General features: G+C 34.7%; 12 protein-coding genes and 3 tRNA genes. 2 read left to right on the top strand and 13 right to left on the bottom strand.

What is annotated here, in order from left to right; genetic code table 11:
* Positions 1-17: 17 nt before the first annotated feature.
* Together rplA and rplK are read right to left on the bottom strand one after the other, a co-directional pair.
* On the bottom strand, positions 18-710 hold the full coding sequence (gene rplA / locus OF897_RS18260) for a 50S ribosomal protein L1 (protein WP_267267105.1): 693 nt from the start codon (positions 708-710) through the stop codon (positions 18-20).
* Positions 711-721: 11 nt separating this feature from the next.
* Positions 722-1,168 (bottom strand): 50S ribosomal protein L11, encoded by a 447-nt coding sequence (gene rplK / locus OF897_RS18255; RefSeq protein WP_267267104.1) that lies wholly within the window; start codon positions 1,166-1,168, stop codon positions 722-724.
* 306 nt (positions 1,169-1,474) lie between these two features.
* Between rplK and OF897_RS18250 the strand changes: the two genes are divergently transcribed.
* Positions 1,475-3,337 carry a WG repeat-containing protein gene (locus tag OF897_RS18250; RefSeq protein WP_267267103.1) on the top strand — a complete coding sequence of 621 codons (1,863 nt, stop codon included), beginning with the start codon at positions 1,475-1,477 and terminating at the stop codon, positions 3,335-3,337.
* A gap of 127 nt (positions 3,338-3,464) precedes the next feature.
* Here the strand turns inward: OF897_RS18250 and nusG are convergent, their stop codons facing one another.
* The 4 genes from nusG to tuf form a co-directional block, all read right to left on the bottom strand.
* Positions 3,465-4,007, bottom strand: coding sequence for a transcription termination/antitermination protein NusG (gene nusG, locus OF897_RS18245; protein WP_034679142.1), 543 nt, complete (start codon positions 4,005-4,007; stop codon positions 3,465-3,467).
* 19 nt (positions 4,008-4,026) lie between these two features.
* Positions 4,027-4,233 (bottom strand): preprotein translocase subunit SecE, encoded by a 207-nt coding sequence (gene secE / locus OF897_RS18240; RefSeq protein ID WP_267267102.1) that lies wholly within the window; start codon positions 4,231-4,233, stop codon positions 4,027-4,029.
* A 12-nt stretch (positions 4,234-4,245) separates the two neighbouring features.
* Positions 4,246-4,316 (bottom strand) — tRNA-Trp (locus OF897_RS18235).
* Positions 4,317-4,371: 55 nt separating this feature from the next.
* Positions 4,372-5,586: an elongation factor Tu gene (tuf, locus tag OF897_RS18230; protein ID WP_076452082.1), complete on the bottom strand. Its 1,215-nt coding sequence runs from the start codon at positions 5,584-5,586 to the stop codon at positions 4,372-4,374.
* A gap of 247 nt (positions 5,587-5,833) precedes the next feature.
* Between tuf and OF897_RS18225 the strand changes: the two genes are divergently transcribed.
* On the top strand, positions 5,834-7,339 hold the full coding sequence (locus tag OF897_RS18225) for a DUF4394 domain-containing protein (protein WP_267267101.1): 1,506 nt from the start codon (positions 5,834-5,836) through the stop codon (positions 7,337-7,339).
* A gap of 94 nt (positions 7,340-7,433) precedes the next feature.
* Here OF897_RS18225 and OF897_RS18220 read toward each other — a convergent pair whose 3' ends face one another.
* The 7 genes from OF897_RS18220 to OF897_RS18190 form a co-directional block, all read right to left on the bottom strand.
* Positions 7,434-10,535 (bottom strand): efflux RND transporter permease subunit, encoded by a 3,102-nt coding sequence (locus tag OF897_RS18220; RefSeq protein WP_267267100.1) that lies wholly within the window; start codon positions 10,533-10,535, stop codon positions 7,434-7,436.
* 189 nt (positions 10,536-10,724) lie between these two features.
* Entirely contained in the window at positions 10,725-11,807 is a 1,083-nt protein-coding gene (locus tag OF897_RS18215) for an efflux RND transporter periplasmic adaptor subunit (protein WP_267267099.1), read from the bottom strand.
* Between the two features lie 106 nt (positions 11,808-11,913).
* On the bottom strand, positions 11,914-13,155 hold the full coding sequence (locus tag OF897_RS18210; RefSeq protein WP_267267098.1) for a TolC family protein: 1,242 nt from the start codon (positions 13,153-13,155) through the stop codon (positions 11,914-11,916).
* Between the two features lie 360 nt (positions 13,156-13,515).
* Entirely contained in the window at positions 13,516-14,880 is a 1,365-nt protein-coding gene (locus tag OF897_RS18205) for an ATP-binding protein (RefSeq protein ID WP_267267097.1), read from the bottom strand.
* Positions 14,881-15,561: a response regulator transcription factor gene (locus tag OF897_RS18200; RefSeq protein WP_267267096.1), complete on the bottom strand. Its 681-nt coding sequence runs from the start codon at positions 15,559-15,561 to the stop codon at positions 14,881-14,883. It abuts the gene before it with no gap.
* Between the two features lie 248 nt (positions 15,562-15,809).
* A tRNA-Thr gene (locus OF897_RS18195) sits at positions 15,810-15,881 on the bottom strand.
* Positions 15,882-15,921: 40 nt separating this feature from the next.
* Positions 15,922-15,994: transfer RNA gene (locus OF897_RS18190), tRNA-Gly, on the bottom strand.
* Positions 15,995-16,106 lie beyond the last annotated feature (112 nt).

Below are 16,106 nucleotides of genomic sequence, written 5' to 3'. Positions count from 1 at the left end.
TGTCTTAGGATTTAGTATTAGTTAACAGATTTAGTATCGATTGCAATACCAGGACTCATTGTAGAAGACAAATAGATAGACTTCACATAAGTACCTTTAGCTGCAGTTGGCTTCATTTTGATCAAAGTAGAGATCAATTCCTGAGCATTTTCCTTGATTTTAGCAGCATCGAAAGATACTTTACCAATACCAGCGTGGATAATACCGTATTTGTCTACTTTAAAGTCAATTTTACCAGCTTTTACTTCAGTTACTGCTTTACCAATTTCCATAGTAACAGTACCTGATTTCGGGTTAGGCATTAAACCTCTTGGTCCTAATACTCTACCCAATGGTCCTAATTTACCCATTACAGCCGGCATTGTAACGATAACGTCAACATCTGTCCAACCTTCTTTGATTTTTTGTAAATATTCGTCAAGACCTACATAATCAGCACCAGCCGCTTTAGCTTCTGCTTCTTTATCTGGAGTTACTAAAGCCAAAACTTTAACATCTTTACCAGTTCCGTGAGGAAGAGATACTACACCTCTTACCATTTGGTTTGCTTTTCTTGGATCTACACCCAATCTTACAGCGATATCTACAGAAGCATCAAACTTTGCAGTGTTCACCTCTTTTACAAGAGCAGAACCTTCTTCAAGGTTATAGATTCTTCCTTTTTCTACTTTGCTAGCAGCTTCTTTTTGCTTTTTAGTCAATTTTGCCATTTCTCTAAGTATTAAGCGTTAAAAGTTGGTTTAGTTCCTGTTACTCTTAATCCCATAGATCTTGCAGTACCTGCAACCATAGAAACTGCAGAATCCATTGTGAAACAGTTAAGATCAGTCATCTTGTCTTCAGCGATCTTTTGAACCTGAGTCCAAGATACAGCACCTACTTTGTTTCTGTTTGGTTCTCCAGAACCACCCTTGATTTTAGCCGCATCCATTAACTGGATTGCTGCAGGAGGAGTTTTAATTACGAATTCAAAAGATTTGTCTTCGTATACTGTAATTACTACAGGTAAAACTTGTCCTGGCTTATCTTGAGTTCTTCCGTTAAATTGCTTACAAAACTCCATGATGTTCACACCTGCAGAACCCAAAGCTGGACCTACTGGTGGAGATGGGTTTGCTGCTCCTCCTTTTACTTGGAGCTTAACCATTTTAAAGACTTTTTTAGCCATTGTTTGTTTTTTAAATTTGAATAATTAATGAGTTTGGAAGCATTTATTATTCAGCAGGTTACCGCACTCACATAAAGTAAACCTACTTTTCGGACTGCAAAATTATGAAATAAATTTTAATTAGCAAATACTTAACTCATTAAATTTCAGAAATTAAATATTATTTAATAATAAAATATCGAAATTCATTTTAATAAATTTACTTGCTAAATAATTTTATCAGTCAGCCTTCTATATTACATTTAAATAGCATTTCAAATTATTACTTTTATTTTTTTACTTTAGATAAATCAATCCTGCAAAAATATGTTAATAAGAATCATCTTTTTTCTGTCAGTTTTTTTTAACAGCATTCTTGTTTTTAGTCAAAAATCAGATTTAACTAAGAATAAAAATTCAGAAAATATTTTACCTGAAATTGCAAAATCTGGAAAATATGATCTTGTAGGTGACTTTTTTGTCGCACAGAAAAAACCTTTAAAGAAACTGGCAAAAGTATTTAAGAAATACAAAGGGTGGGGATATATCGATGAAAACGGAAATGAAGTGATAGAAACAAAGTATATCTTCCTGACAGATTTTCACGATGGCATTTGCAAAGCAACATATACTGCTCAAAGAAAACATCCCAGAACCGGAAATTTAGGTAATGTAAACCTTACAGGTCTTTTAGACATCAATGGAAATATGTTGACTTACAAAGATTATGATGACATTACATTTTATTTTGCTTATAATAATTCTGAGCCATTCTTTAATCCTTATGCTTCAATAGTAACAACCTCTGGTAATAAAAAAGGGTTAATTGATAAATCCGGAACGGAAATAATTCCTACAGAATTTGACGATATTTTGTCATTTAAAAAAGTCACTGCAATAAAAAACAATGGTAAATGGGCTCTGATAAACAAAGATGGCAAGCAGCTCACTGATTTTATCTTCTACTACATTAATGAGCACAAGAACTTTCTTTTTGGGCAACAAGATGGCGCTCGTTATCTTCTTAATCAACAAACAGGTGAAAGACTGAGTGATGTGAAAATTAATATCAATTACAATTTTTCAGACCAAGATAACTACTCTAATTACGGAAATGACATGGATGTTTTCATAGTACGATCCGGAGAAAAATATACACTTTTACGAAAAGACGGGAAAACGATCATCACAGCAAATTATCTCGGAAAATCCTCAGATGAATATTACACGATTAAAAATGATAAAAACTTTGGTCTTATTAATAGTACGGGAAAATTGGTAATTGACAGCATTTATAAAGATGTAGGCCTTTCTTCCGGAAAAGAAGATAAGCTGATGAATTTTTATGCAAGAAAACATAATGATTCTATAGTTTACTTCACAAAAGATTTCATGAAAATTGCTATAACAGCAGAAAATTCTCATGTCCGAAATGGCAGAATTGTTTTTTCACAAAATGGAAAATGGGGAATTATGGATGAGTCAGGAAAAATACTTGCCAAACCGACTTATGACATGATTGATAGTTTTGAGAATTATAATTATGCTACAGCCAAAACGGACAATTTTAAGAAAAGCGGGATAATAAGCCGGGATGGAAAAATACTCACACCATTTATATATGATGAAATTCGAAACTATGGAGAAAACATCATAGTAATAAGTAACAATAAATATGGGCTTATCAATTATAAAGGGAAATCTATTCTACCTACGATTTATAAAAACATTGAAAGTTTTTTTGACAATGAGGGAAATTACGGAAACTATTTTATTGCTAAAGCTGAAAATCTCACACAACTGATTGCTCCAGATAAAAAAGTGATCATTTCTGATCTAAAAGGCGATTTTAGCGAAATAAAGCAGTTTTTCAGAAATCAGAGAAGGGTCTTTCCTTTTCAGATTAAAGCAAATAAAGAAGGAGAAACTGAGCAGTTTCTGTACGGATTGAAAGATGAAAGCTCTAACATTATTACAAAACCAGAGTACGAAAGCATAACAGTGGTTCAAAACGGAATTGCTTGCGGACAAATACAAGATTCTAATCATTATAGACCATCGTACATTTTGCTGGATACATTTGGAAATAAATTAATTTTAGATCATACTACAGATAATGAATCTAAAAGTATTACCGAATACCATTGCACCAGACCAGATGCCTATCATGAAAGATGGCAAAACAATTAATCTTATTATACCTAATTAAATTTAACTAACAGTTTTATTTAAATAATAACTCGTTCTAAACATACTTATGATTACGGCATAAAAAAACCACCTTTAAAAAAGGTGGTTTATATAATTAAGTATTGTTTTATACTTTTTCTACTTGCATGTAGCTCAACTCCATTGGAGTTTTTCTTCCGAAGATTAAAACTGAAACTTCAATTTTCTTCTTATCCTCAAGAATTTTTTCAACTGTTCCGTTGAATCCGTTGAAAGGACCATCGATCACTTTAACGTTTTCACCAACGATAAACGGAATTTCAGCATCAGTAGCAAATTCTGAAAGTTCATCCATTCTACCTAACATTCTGTTTACCTCAGATTTTCTCATCGGTACAGGATCTCCACCTTTAGTTAAGCTTAAGAAAGAAATTACACCCGGAATATTTTTAATTACGTGAGGAATCTCTCCCATTAAGTCTGCTTCAACCATCAGATAACCTGGGTAATAAGGTCTTTCTTTAGGAACTTTCTTGCCATTTCTAAGCTGAATTACCTTTTCCATAGGAATAACCACCTGAGTAACGTACTGCTCAAATCCTAAACGTTTGATTTCCGTCTCAATATAGTTTTTCACTTTATTTTCCTGTCCGCTGATTGCTTTCAGCACATACCATTTTAATTCGCTCATTATGGGAAATTACTTTTTGTTAGTTGAAGCTGTTAATTAATATTCCTAAGATGTTGCTGATTGATTTTGAAAACAACTCATCAACGCCGAAAGTAAATAACGCTAAAATAACAGTTGCAACAGTAACTACAATAGTAGAAGACTGTAAGTCTGACCATTTTGGCCACTCCACTTTATGTCTAAATTCGTTATAAGAACCTTTTAAAAAATCGACAAATGCACTCATAATTTATATTTGCACGGGCACAAGGATTCGAACCCTGATCAACGGTGTTGGAGACCGGTATCCTACCATTGGACGATGCCCGTAGATTTATAAAGTTCCGTAAGTTTCCTTACGGAACTTTAATTTATTTTAAGATGATTAGTCTAAGATTTCAGTTACCTGACCTGAACCAACTGTTCTACCTCCTTCTCTGATCGCAAATCTAAGACCTACGTTAAGAGCGATTGGTTGTAACAATTCTACAGTGATTTCTAAGTTATCACCAGGCATTACCATTTCTACACCTTCTGGTAAGAAGATCTCACCTGTAACGTCAGTAGTTCTTACGTAGAACTGAGGACGATATTTGTTGTGGAATGGAGTATGACGTCCACCTTCTTCCTTAGAAAGGATATAAACTGAAGCTTTGAATTTCTTGTGAGGCTTCACAGAATCTTTCTTAGCGATAACCATACCTCTCTTGATGTCAGTTTTTTCAATACCTCTCAACAATAGACCTACGTTATCTCCAGCTTCTCCTCTATCTAGGATTTTTCTGAACATTTCAACTCCTGTAATAGTAGAAGTTAATTTTTCTTCACCCATACCGATGATATCTACAGGATCTCCTGTGTTGATAATACCAGCTTCGATTCTACCAGTTGCAACAGTACCTCTACCTGTAATAGAGAATACGTCTTCGATTGGCATCAAGAAAGGCTTATCAGTATCTCTTGGTGGTTGCTCGATCCATTCGTCAACAGCATCCATTAATTGCTCAACAGATTTGAACCATTGGTCATCAGTTTTAGCACCTCCTTCAGCAGTAGCAGCTGTAAGAGCACCTAAAGCAGAACCTTGAATTACTGGAGAGTTATCTCCGTCGAATTCGTAAGTAGACAATAAGTCTCTAAGTTCCATTTCAACAAGCTCTAATAACTCAGCATCGTCAACCATGTCAACTTTGTTCATGAAAACAACGATTCTTGGTACGTTTACCTGACGACAAAGAAGGATATGCTCTCTAGTTTGAGGCATTGGTCCGTCTGTAGCAGCACATACAACGATAGCACCGTCCATCTGAGCAGCACCAGTTACCATGTTCTTTACGTAATCCGCGTGACCTGGACAGTCAACGTGAGCGTAGTGTCTTTTTTCAGTTTCGTACTCGATGTGAGCAGTATTGATAGTAATCCCTCTTTCTTTTTCTTCTGGAGCAGAGTCAATAGCAGAGAAATCTTTCTTCTCAGCAAGACCTTTGCTCGCCAATACAGCAGAAATAGCTGCAGTAAGTGTAGTTTTACCATGGTCAACGTGACCAATAGTACCAATGTTCAAGTGTGGTTTGTTACGATTAAACGTTTCCTTTGCCATGATTTAAATTATTTATTTTATTGTTTTATTCAAATTTTCGGTGTGCAAATATAATGAATTTTTATATACCAAAATCTTTTTATGAAAAAAAGTTTTATATTAAACCCAGAAAGTTACAAACCGTGGTGTTTTCTGTAAACAGAATTGCAAATTTAAACAAAAAAATGTTTTAAAAAAAACTGTTTATTAAAATCCAGCATTATTTTTGCCTCGTATATAGAATTACAAAACCTTAAAATAAATTATTATGAAAAAACTATCCTACATCTGCTTAGCTGCATTTACTTTTGTCTCGGTAATCTCTTGTGACGATGATGTGGCTGAAATGCTTCCAGAATTGATTACTCCAGCTCCCGACATGATGGTCTATGGATTGATCGACAACAATCAGTTGGTTGCTTTCAACTCAAACAATTCTGCTTCCTTTGCCTCAACTAAAGCAATTGCTGGTTTACCATCTGGTGAAAAATTATTAAGTATTGATTTCAGACCTGCAACAGGAGAGCTTTATGCTGTTTCTAATGCAAGTAAGTTTTATATTATCAATACCTCAACGGGAAGCGCAAGACCTGTGAGTACAACAGCTTTCACCCCTGCAATTTCAGGAACGGTTACTTCAATTGATTTTAATCCAACAGTAGACCGTATCAGATTGGTAACAAATACCGGTCAAAATCTTCGTCTAAACCCTGAAACTGGAGCTCTTGCCGCAATGGACACAAGTATTGCAACTTCTTCATCTATTATGGGTATTGCTTATACAAATAGTGTTTCAGGAGCTGCATCAACCGTTTTATATGATTTAGATGCAACTTCAGGAAAACTATTTAAACAAGATCCTCCAAACAACGGAACTTTAGTGGAAGTAGGAAGTTTAGGTATTACTTTTACAGGACAAGCTGCTTTCGACATTAATCCAGAAAGTACTGTTGCATTAATGGCGGCAACATCTGGAAGCCAAAACAGTCTTTACAGAGTTGATTTATCTAACGGAAAAGCAACAAACATCGGAAACCTTTCACAGAAAATTCTTGATTTAGCCATTCCTACAAATGCTGTAGCTTACGCTGTAAATGAAGCAAATGCTCTTCAAATTTTTAATCCTAATAATCCTCAACCTGTAGCTAAAGCTATCACAGGACTTCAGACAGGAGAAAATATTTTAGGTATTGATTTCAGACCGTTAAACGGACAATTATACGCTTTAGGAAATTCAAGCAGAATTTATACAATTAACTTAGGAACCGGAGCAGCAACTCAAGTTGGAACAGGAGCACTTACTACGGCACTTGTCGGAACAGAATTCGGTTTTGATTTTAATCCGACAGTTGATAAAATCAGAGTTGTAAGTAATTTGGGACAAAATTTAAGATTAGATCCAGTTACAGGAGCTGTTACCGCAGTTGACGGAGCAATTAACCCTGGAACTCCAACCTTAGGTTCTGCAGCCTATACCAATAACTTTGCAGGAGCAACAAGTACTTCCCTATTTGTAATTGATCATTCTACGGATAAATTATATCTTCAAAATCCACCAAACAATGGAACATTGGTTGAAGTGGGTGCTTTAGGATTAAATATCACAGGAGCCAATGGTTTTGATATCGGAAGTACAAGCCAAAAAGCATATTTAGTTGCAACAGTTGGTGCAGAAACAAAATTATACACTGTAAATACAACAACCGGAGCTGCAGCTTCTTTAGCAAACTATCCTAATGCTGTAAGAGGATTTACAGTAGGTCTTGGTTTCTAAATACACATTCAAACATAGTTTTTATTATTAAAGAAGGGCTGAAAAATTAATTTTTCAGCCCTTCTAACTATATAATGTAAATGAAAGATAATTTTTAAATAATTTCCTCGGTCTTTTTGGATCTGTTAAAAATCCAAAAGATGATTGGGAATATTAACAAGGTAAGAACCGTTGCTGTTATTAAACCTCCAATGATAACAATTGCCAAAGGTTTTTGAGATTCAGAACCAATTCCTGTGGATAGTGCAGCCGGCAATAATCCGATGGATGCCATTAAAGCAGTCATAATTACAGGTCTTGTTCGGGATTTTACTCCACTCAAAACAGCTTCATCCAATTTTAACCCGTCTTTAATATTTTGATGAAATTCTGTGATTAGAATTACCCCGTTTTGAATACAGATTCCTAATAAAGCAATCATTCCGACTCCGGCAGAAATTCCAAAATTCATTCCTGTTAAATGCAGCGCAATAATTCCACCAATTAAAGCAAAAGGTACATTTGCCAAAACTAAGAATGAATCTTTCATGTTTCCGAAAAGGATAAATAACAAGAAAAATATTCCTAAAATACTGATGGGTACTATTTCCGTTAATCTTTTCGTTGCTCTCTGCTGGTTTTCAAACTGACCGGTCCACCCTATTTTATACCCTTCAGGAAGATCAATTTTCGCCACTTCTTTTTGGGCATCAGAAATTGTTCCACCTAAATCACGGTCACGAATTGAAAATTTAATCCCAATATAACGTTTGATATCATCACGATAAATAAACGCAGCACCATTGTTTTTTTCGATAGTTGCAACTTCTTTCAGAGGAATCATCGTTCCGTCCTGCGTAGGAATCATCAGTGAAGCCATGTCGTTCTCATCTTTTCTGTACTCGTGAGAATATCTCAGACGAATCGGGAATTTTCTTTCACCATCATACATTTCAGAAGCCGTTTTTCCACCAAAAGCCATTTCCAGAACGGTTTGCGCATCTTCAGGCATTACGCCGTATGCTGCCATTTTATTTCTGTCCCAAACCACATTTACTTCGGGCTGACCAATATTTTTAATAATTCCGGCATCACGAACTCCATCAACATCTTTGATTGATTTTAAAACTTTATCTGCCAATTCATCTAAAGTTTGGAGATTGTCACCATAGATTTTAATTCCGTTTTCAGCTTTAAATCCGGCAACTGCTTCAGCAACGTTATCAGAAATAGGTTGAGAATAATTGAAAGTAATTCCCTGATATTTACTCAGTTTTTTATCAATTTCTTCCGTTAATTGTTCGTAACTAATCTTTCGAGTCCATTCATCTTTATCTTTTAGATTAACCGCAAACTGCACAAATCCAAATCCGTTCGGGTCTGTTCCATCGTTGCTTCGTCCGGTTTGAGCCAAAACATCAGTCACTTCGGGAACACTCATAATATCTTTCTTCAAAATATCTGCAGTTTTCAAAGATTCTTTTAAAGATGAACTCATCGGCATTTCGGCAGTAATCCAAAGCGAGCCTTCATTTAATTGAGGTAAAAATTCTGTTCCTAAAAATTTCCCTGAAAATAAAGCCACTGCAACAATTGAAATGGAAACAATTAGACTAATTTTCTTATTTTTAAATGTGAACCTAAAACCTTTCAAAACAATTCTGTCCCAGAAATTCACAAATGGGTTGTTCTTTTCTCTTACATTTTTATTTAAAAGCAAATGCGTTAATACCGGAACCAAAGTCAACGTAAAAATCAAAGCCCCCATCAAAGCGAAACCTAGCGTAAATGCTAGAGGAGAAAACATTTTCCCTTCCACTTTCTGAAATGCAAAAATCGGAATCAATGAGGTGATTATGATTAATTTAGAAAAGAAAATAGCCTTTCCTAATCCTGTTCCGGTTTGTTTAATCCAACCTGCTTTCGCCATTTTGTTGAATCTTTCCGGACCGTATTTTTTGGCTTTGTGGTCGAGCATTACAAAAATCCCTTCCACCATAACGACGGCTCCGTCAATGATAATTCCGAAATCTACTGCTCCAAGAGACAGTAAATTGGCGCTCATCCCGCAAAGTTTTAAACATAAAAATGCAAAAAGCAAAGACAGCGGAATAATAATGGAAACGGTAAGCGTCGTTCGCCAGTCTGCCATGAATATTAAAACGATAACCGTTACAAGGATAATTCCTTCCAGTAAATTGTGCATTACAGTTTCCGTGGTGAAATCCATCAAATGATCACGGTCGTAAAACGTCACCATTTTTACATCTTTCGGAAGGATTTTTTCATTCAGTTCTGCAATTTTAGCTTTTACACCCACCAAAACTTCACGCGGATTTTCACCTTTTCTCATCACGACAATTCCTTCAACGGTATCATCCTGATTGTTTAATCCAGCCTGTCCAACTCTTGGTCGTGAACTTTCATGTACTTCAGCAACATTTTTTACTAAAACAGGATTTCCATTGTCATTTTGAATCGTAATATTGGCGATATCATCCGTTGATTGCACCAAACCAATTCCTCGAACGACATAGGCTTGTCCGTTTTTTTCGATAACGTCTCCACCGACATTTAAGTTGCTTTTCGTCACAGCTTCATACACCTGAAGCGGTGTTAAGTTGTATTTATCCAAAGCTCTAGGATCAATACTCAGCTCAAAAACTTTATCCTGACCTCCGAAAACATTGATGTCTGCAACTCCGGGAACACCACGAAGCGCTCTGTCAATAACCCAATTCTGTAAAGTCAATAATTCCCGGGAATCTTTTTTCTTACTTTCCAAAGTATACCTGAAAATTTCACCTGTCGGGCCATAAGGTGGCTGAACTTCCGGATCAATTCCTTCAGGAAGACTGATGTTTCGAAGCTGATTGTTGACCATATTTCGGGCAAACATATCATCTACGCCATCATCAAAAAGAATTTTCACAATGGAAAGCCCAAACATCGTCGTACTTCTCACACTTGTTTTTTTCTGAACCGGGCTCATTGCCAATTCAATCGGTGTGGTTACAAAACGTTCGACTTCTTCGGCACTTCTTCCGTCCCATTGGGTGATTATCACGATTTGAGTATTCGTAACATCAGGAAATGCCTCAATCGGCATATTTTTAAAACTGATAAATCCCGCCACCGCCAAAATTGCGACCCAAATGAAGGTAAATGCTTTATTTTTGAGTGAAAAGGAAATTATATTTTTTATGAATTTATTCATGATAGAAATTAGATGTTAGACTTTAGATATCAGATTAATACCTAAGTTTTTAATTTTATCTAAATGATTTAAAACCATTAAGAAAATGAAATTTAAAGCTGAATTAAGTAACATCAAATGATGCTGTGGTTAAATAATAGGCTAATTCTCAATTGCTTATTGATCTCAAATCTTAATGGTTGAAATAAATTAATTGTTTAGCGAACGGTAAATCAACAATTGATTATTGGTAATCACTTCTTCACCTTCTTTCAGCCCTTCTGAAATGTAAGTCACTTCTCCAAGCTGTTTTAAAACCTGAATTTCTTTTATCTTCACATCCGTTCTTGATTTGAAAACCACCACATAACTTCTGTTGTCATCAAAAATAACCGCTTTTGAAGGAATTGAAAGTGCAGTTTTGTCCTCAGATTTAGAAACTTTAATCGTTGCTTTACTGTCGGGAATCAACAATCCGTTTGCGTTATCCAAAACTACTCTTGCCTGCATCGCATTGGTTTGCGGATCGATAATTTTAAATATTTTATCAATTTTTCCGTCAAAAACTTTATCGGGATAAGACAATGTGGAAACCTGAGCCGGCATTCCAAGGCTTATCTTATTGATATCAGATTCGTTGATGTTCATAATTGCCCAAACGTTTGTTGTATTGGCAACATCGAAAATATTTTCGCTTCGGTCGCTTCTCAGCTGCATATCTTTATTGATGTCTTTGTGCACAATATAACCGCTGATTGGTGCTAAAACGCTGTAAATATTTCCATTTTTCACATTGTAAACCGTACTCACCGCTGAAGATCGATGCATTTGATCCTGAGCTTTTTGCACTTGACTTTTTGCTTCTAAAACATCTCTTTCGGTATTTAGTTTTCCTTCATACATTTCTTTGGCAACACGCAAATTGTTTTGTGCAACCAACAAATCGGTTTTAGCATCACTTACATCTTTCTGAATTTCTGCTAATTCTGTACTTCGAATTGTTGCCAAAACCTGTCCTTTTTTCACATAATCTCCAAGCTCAACATTTACACTCATCACGTTTCCGCCAACCAAAGGGAAAACATCAATGTATGAATTGGCATCTGCCGCAATTTTACCGTAAAAACTGTAAGAATCTTCGATCAATCTGTTTTCGACCTTTGCCGTGGAAATAGATTCAAGCATGGTATTGCTTAGTTCAAAACCTTTCGGTTCGGGTGCTTTTGCAATTTCAGGCTTCGAGCATGACCATAAAAGGAAAGCTGAAAATAGGGGTATAATTATTTTTTTCATTTAGATTATTATTTTAAACGCAAAGGGCGCAAAGATTTTTTTAAATAACACGCTGTTTTTAAGTTCGCAAAGGCGTTTCACTTAGCAAAGACCGCAATTTTAATACTTAATAGAAGATTTTAGTTTGTACCAATTGATTAAGCTTTTCCGCAGACTGAATCAGTTCGTTTTTCATGTCATAAATCTGCAGTGCCGTTTGACGGTAACTTTCCATGAAATCTGTAAACTCGATTAAACTGATGTTTCCGTTTCTGAAATTTTTCAGCATTCCATTATAAACCAAATCGAGATTACTCAAGTCGGTTGCTTTAATTTCGGCTAACTGTTCGTATTGGGTTTTCCAGATTTGAAAGGCAGATTCTACTTTTGTTTCCAAATCAAGTTTTTGGAACTCTGCATTTTTCTGATTTTGTTTAATGGCGAAATTGGCTTTTGCTACATTTCCTTTATTGCTTTTCCACAAAGGAATCGGGATTCCCACTTTTAAATTGATCTCATTGTTAAACGTTCCCGAAGCCTGATCGTATTCCATTCCGACATTCAAATCCGGAACGTTCAATGATTTTTGCCACTGTGCAAATAGTTTAGAATTATCAATCAGTTTTAAAATGAATAAATAATCTGCATTGTTTTCGAGAGCTTTTCTTTTCAATTCAGCTTCATCGCCAAAAGGTTGAGCCGCCAAAATATCTTTTGCTTCTTCTTCTGAAATCTGAGGTTCTATTTTTTCTGTAATTCCTGTAAGAACTTTTAAGTTTTGCTCAAATTCAAGAATGTTTTTATTGATTCCGACTTTATCATTATTTAACTGAATAACAATGCTTTGAAGTCTTACTTCATCTTTTAAAGAAACGTTACCTTTTGCAGACTGCACTTTATACGCCTTCAGAAGGTCATTCATGTAACCTAATTGCTTATTGGTATTTTCAAGCTTGAGCTTTTCGTAATAAAGATCATAGTAATTGGTATGAAGCTGAGTTCGCAGCTCAACCAAAAGTTGTGAAAACTGTAATTGTGAAAGTTCTTTATTTGATTTTGCGAAAGCAATCTCATTTTTCTTCTTTCCACCCATGTAAATCAACTGGGTAACTTCGAAACCTTTTGCTCTTCCGGCGTCTAAAAATCTTTTGTCTTCAGGATTATATCCGTTGATGTAACCGTTCATCTGTGGAAGTTCCCATATTTTCGCCTGCAGAATATCTGCATCTGCCATATTGATGCTGTATTGCTCGGCAAGAAGCTGGAGATTATTTTGCTGAAAGGCATTTTCGCACTCCAAAAGCGACATTTGCTGCTGCGCAGTGATTACCGAAGAAATAACCACGAACAGTCCTGCAATTTTGTTCATTCTCTCTATTTTAATGACAAAAGTGCGGCTGCTCGATTAAAACGAACTTAAAGGAGGCTTAAAAAAAAATTAAATTGTAATTTTTACAATAAATTGAAAAGTTTTTTTGAACCATTAAGGAGATTGAACAAGTTAAGTTTCATTAAGGAAAAATCAATTAGATTTTATGAAGCAATTCGCTTAAAGCAAAGCTCAACTTAACTATTCTCAACTCCTTAATTTAATCTTAATGGTTCAAAAATTCATCCGCATGAGTTTATAAAGTCACCCGCATGAGTTTATAAAGTTATGCGCATCATTTAACGAACTTATGCGCATGAATTTTATAATGCCTATAAACCTCAATAATTGACGGCAAATTTATTTATTAAAAATAACACTGAATTTATTTAAATTTTCAGATGGAGATGAGTATAAAATATCAGCTCCGTGATATTCTAAAATTCTTTTTACAATTCTTAAACCTAAACCTGAGCCTGAAATATTTTGAGAATTATTTCCACGCATAAACGCTTCGAAAAGTTTGGGTTGTTCTTCTATTGAAATAGTATTTCCATAAGAAAAGACATCTACTGTTAATTGACTTTCAGTTTCTGTGATTAAAATTTTTGCGTCGGCGTTATCAGAATAAATTGCTGCATTTTTAAGCAAATTAATAAATACAATATCTAAAAGCGACTGTACTCCATTAATGGTAAGAAATGCATTTTCCTGAGTTTCTTCGGAAATACCGAAATCCATTTTAAGATTGGGATAACTTTTTTGTACCCGATCAAAAGATTCAAAAATAACCTCATCAATTCGCACTTCTTCATAAATGCTTTGAATATTTTCTTTGTCAAATTTCGTAAGAAGTAATAGAGAATTTGTTAAATCTGATAGTTGATATACATCTTTGGACATTTGTTTTAAAGCAGAAAGTGTTTCCGGAGAATGCTGTTCGAGCTTAATTAAATTTTCCAATTGAAAAGCCATTCTTGTAATCGGCGTTCTGATTTCGTGTGACGCACTTGCCGTAAAATCTTTTTGTGACTGAAAAACATCATTCAGCCTTGAAATCATTGTATTAAATGAATTTGCAAGAATGCTAATTTCATCATTTGACTGCTCAACAGGAATTTGTGTCGTAAGTTTATGAGCGGTGACTTCAGAAATTTCTTTATTCAAATCTTCTAAAGGCCGAAGAAATCTTCCCATAAAATAATAGGAGAAAAATCCAATCAACAAAGTACAGGTGATAAATGCTGTAATTAAAAGGTATTTAAGATAGGCCAGTTTCGATCTTCCGTTGGTATCATAAGCACTTGTAAGGATATAATAATTTTCGCCGTTGATATTTTTAAGAGAAGCATAAATTTCCGGAATTGTATTTTCTTTATAGACGTCTTTATCTTTATCTAATTCAGTAAGAATATTTTTATCCCAAGTTACTTTTTGATCTTTAATGGTGCTATAAATAAGTTCTTTTTGACCGTTGAAAATTAAGATGGTTTCGTTTAAAAGAAAGTTGTCTGAGTTTTCATTAAAAAAAATAGGCGCTTCTTCCTCAAAATTTTTAGATTTTGAAATAAAATTGGTCGTAAATCCTAATCGTCTTATAAATCGGTCTTTGAATTCTTCACGCCGGAAATCATTAAACGAAATATAAATAATGATTAAAACAATCCCAAAAAGCAAGGAAAATGAAACACTTAAAGTAAGCGCAATCTTTCTTTTTAAAGACATCTATAAAGGATTTAGATAATATCCGAAACCTGATCTTGTGTGAATGAGCTTCACTTTATACTCTTTGTCTATCTTTTTTCTAAGGAAATTAATGTAAACTTCTACGGTATTGGTATTGGTATTAAAATTATGTTCCCAGACATTCTCTGTAATCTGTTGCTTGGAAACTGTTCTTCCCTGTGCTTCCGCCAAATAAACCAGTAGCTGGAATTCTTTTAAGGTTAAAGCAATTTCATTTCCCGCACGGAAAACTTTCTGTTCGGTTTTATTGATAATTAAATCATCGATTCTTATAATATCTAAATCGATGTTCTCGGAAGATATTTTTCTTCTTAAAAGAGAATTCATTCGGAGTAACAATTCTTCAAACTGAAAAGGTTTCACCAAATAATCATCTGCCAATCTTGTAAAAGCATCTTTCTTATCTGAAATATCGCCGTAAGCAGAAATGATAATAATTGGGGTATTTTTATCGAAAGAACGAACGGTCTGACAAACATCAAGCCCATTAATCTTCGGAACATTGATGTCTAAAAGATACAAATCATAGGAATTATTTTTAATCTGACGAAGAAAAGTTTCTCCGTCATAGATTTTATCACACGTAAATTGATTTGATTCTAGAAACTTACTTAGTTCAGCAGAGAGAATAAGGTCGTCTTCCAATAAAAGAATATTCATTTGGGAAATATTTAATTACGAATTTAATGAAAATTTCAAGATTTTTTGCTGGAATTAATTTGATTAAGCTTTTAAGTTCAATAGTAAGAATTCCTAAAGACTTATTGCTAAAGTATTTTGAAGCTTATATTAAGATTGATTAAAATAATATTAAACTTTTAAATTTAAATATAGAGTTGAATGTCTAAGATAAGTCAATATTTGAAATTCAGACAAAAAAAATCCCGAAGAAATCGGGATGTAAGATGAGCCAACTACGGGACTTGAACCCGTGACCTCTTCCTTACCAAGGAAGCACTCTACCGCTGAGCTAAGTCGGCTTAAACAAGAAAATCACACTAAAAAGCATGATTTCTGTTGAGCGGAAGACGAGGGTCGAACTCGCGACATTCAGCTTGGAAGGCTGACGCTCTACCAACTGAGCTACTTCCGCAATTTTGTTTCCAAAACTATTGGTAAACGCTGTACAAACTTAGGAATAAACCTAAAAATCTACAAGATTTTTTAATATAAAATGTGGGGAGAGCAGGATTCGAACCTGCGAA

The organism is Chryseobacterium formosum, assembly GCF_026460885.1.
In the GTDB taxonomy this organism is placed as follows: Bacteria; Bacteroidota; Bacteroidia; order Flavobacteriales; family Weeksellaceae; genus Chryseobacterium; species Chryseobacterium formosus.
The sequence above is the reverse complement of the archived record's forward strand: the minus strand, read 5'-3'. Positions and strand labels throughout refer to the sequence as shown.

Bases quoted from the DNA above. Each gene is read 5' to 3' on its own strand.
- secE (WP_267267102.1), bottom strand. From the start codon at position 4,233: ATGAGTGCATTTGTCGATTTTTTAAAAGGTTCTTATAACGAATTTAGA.
- OF897_RS18215 (WP_267267099.1), bottom strand. From the start codon at position 11,807: ATGAAAAAAATAATTATACCCCTATTTTCAGCTTTCCTTTTATGGTCA.
- OF897_RS18225 (WP_267267101.1), top strand. From the start codon at position 5,834: ATGAAAAAACTATCCTACATCTGCTTAGCTGCATTTACTTTTGTCTCG.
- OF897_RS18250 (WP_267267103.1), top strand. From the start codon at position 1,475: ATGTTAATAAGAATCATCTTTTTTCTGTCAGTTTTTTTTAACAGCATT.
- tuf (WP_076452082.1), bottom strand. From the start codon at position 5,586: ATGGCAAAGGAAACGTTTAATCGTAACAAACCACACTTGAACATTGGT.
- rplK (WP_267267104.1), bottom strand. From the start codon at position 1,168: ATGGCTAAAAAAGTCTTTAAAATGGTTAAGCTCCAAGTAAAAGGAGGA.
- OF897_RS18220 (WP_267267100.1), bottom strand. From the start codon at position 10,535: ATGAATAAATTCATAAAAAATATAATTTCCTTTTCACTCAAAAATAAA.
- OF897_RS18210 (WP_267267098.1), bottom strand. From the start codon at position 13,155: ATGAACAAAATTGCAGGACTGTTCGTGGTTATTTCTTCGGTAATCACT.
- OF897_RS18200 (WP_267267096.1), bottom strand. From the start codon at position 15,561: ATGAATATTCTTTTATTGGAAGACGACCTTATTCTCTCTGCTGAACTA.
- rplA (WP_267267105.1), bottom strand. From the start codon at position 710: ATGGCAAAATTGACTAAAAAGCAAAAAGAAGCTGCTAGCAAAGTAGAA.
- OF897_RS18205 (WP_267267097.1), bottom strand. From the start codon at position 14,880: ATGTCTTTAAAAAGAAAGATTGCGCTTACTTTAAGTGTTTCATTTTCC.
- nusG (WP_034679142.1), bottom strand. From the start codon at position 4,007: ATGAGCGAATTAAAATGGTATGTGCTGAAAGCAATCAGCGGACAGGAA.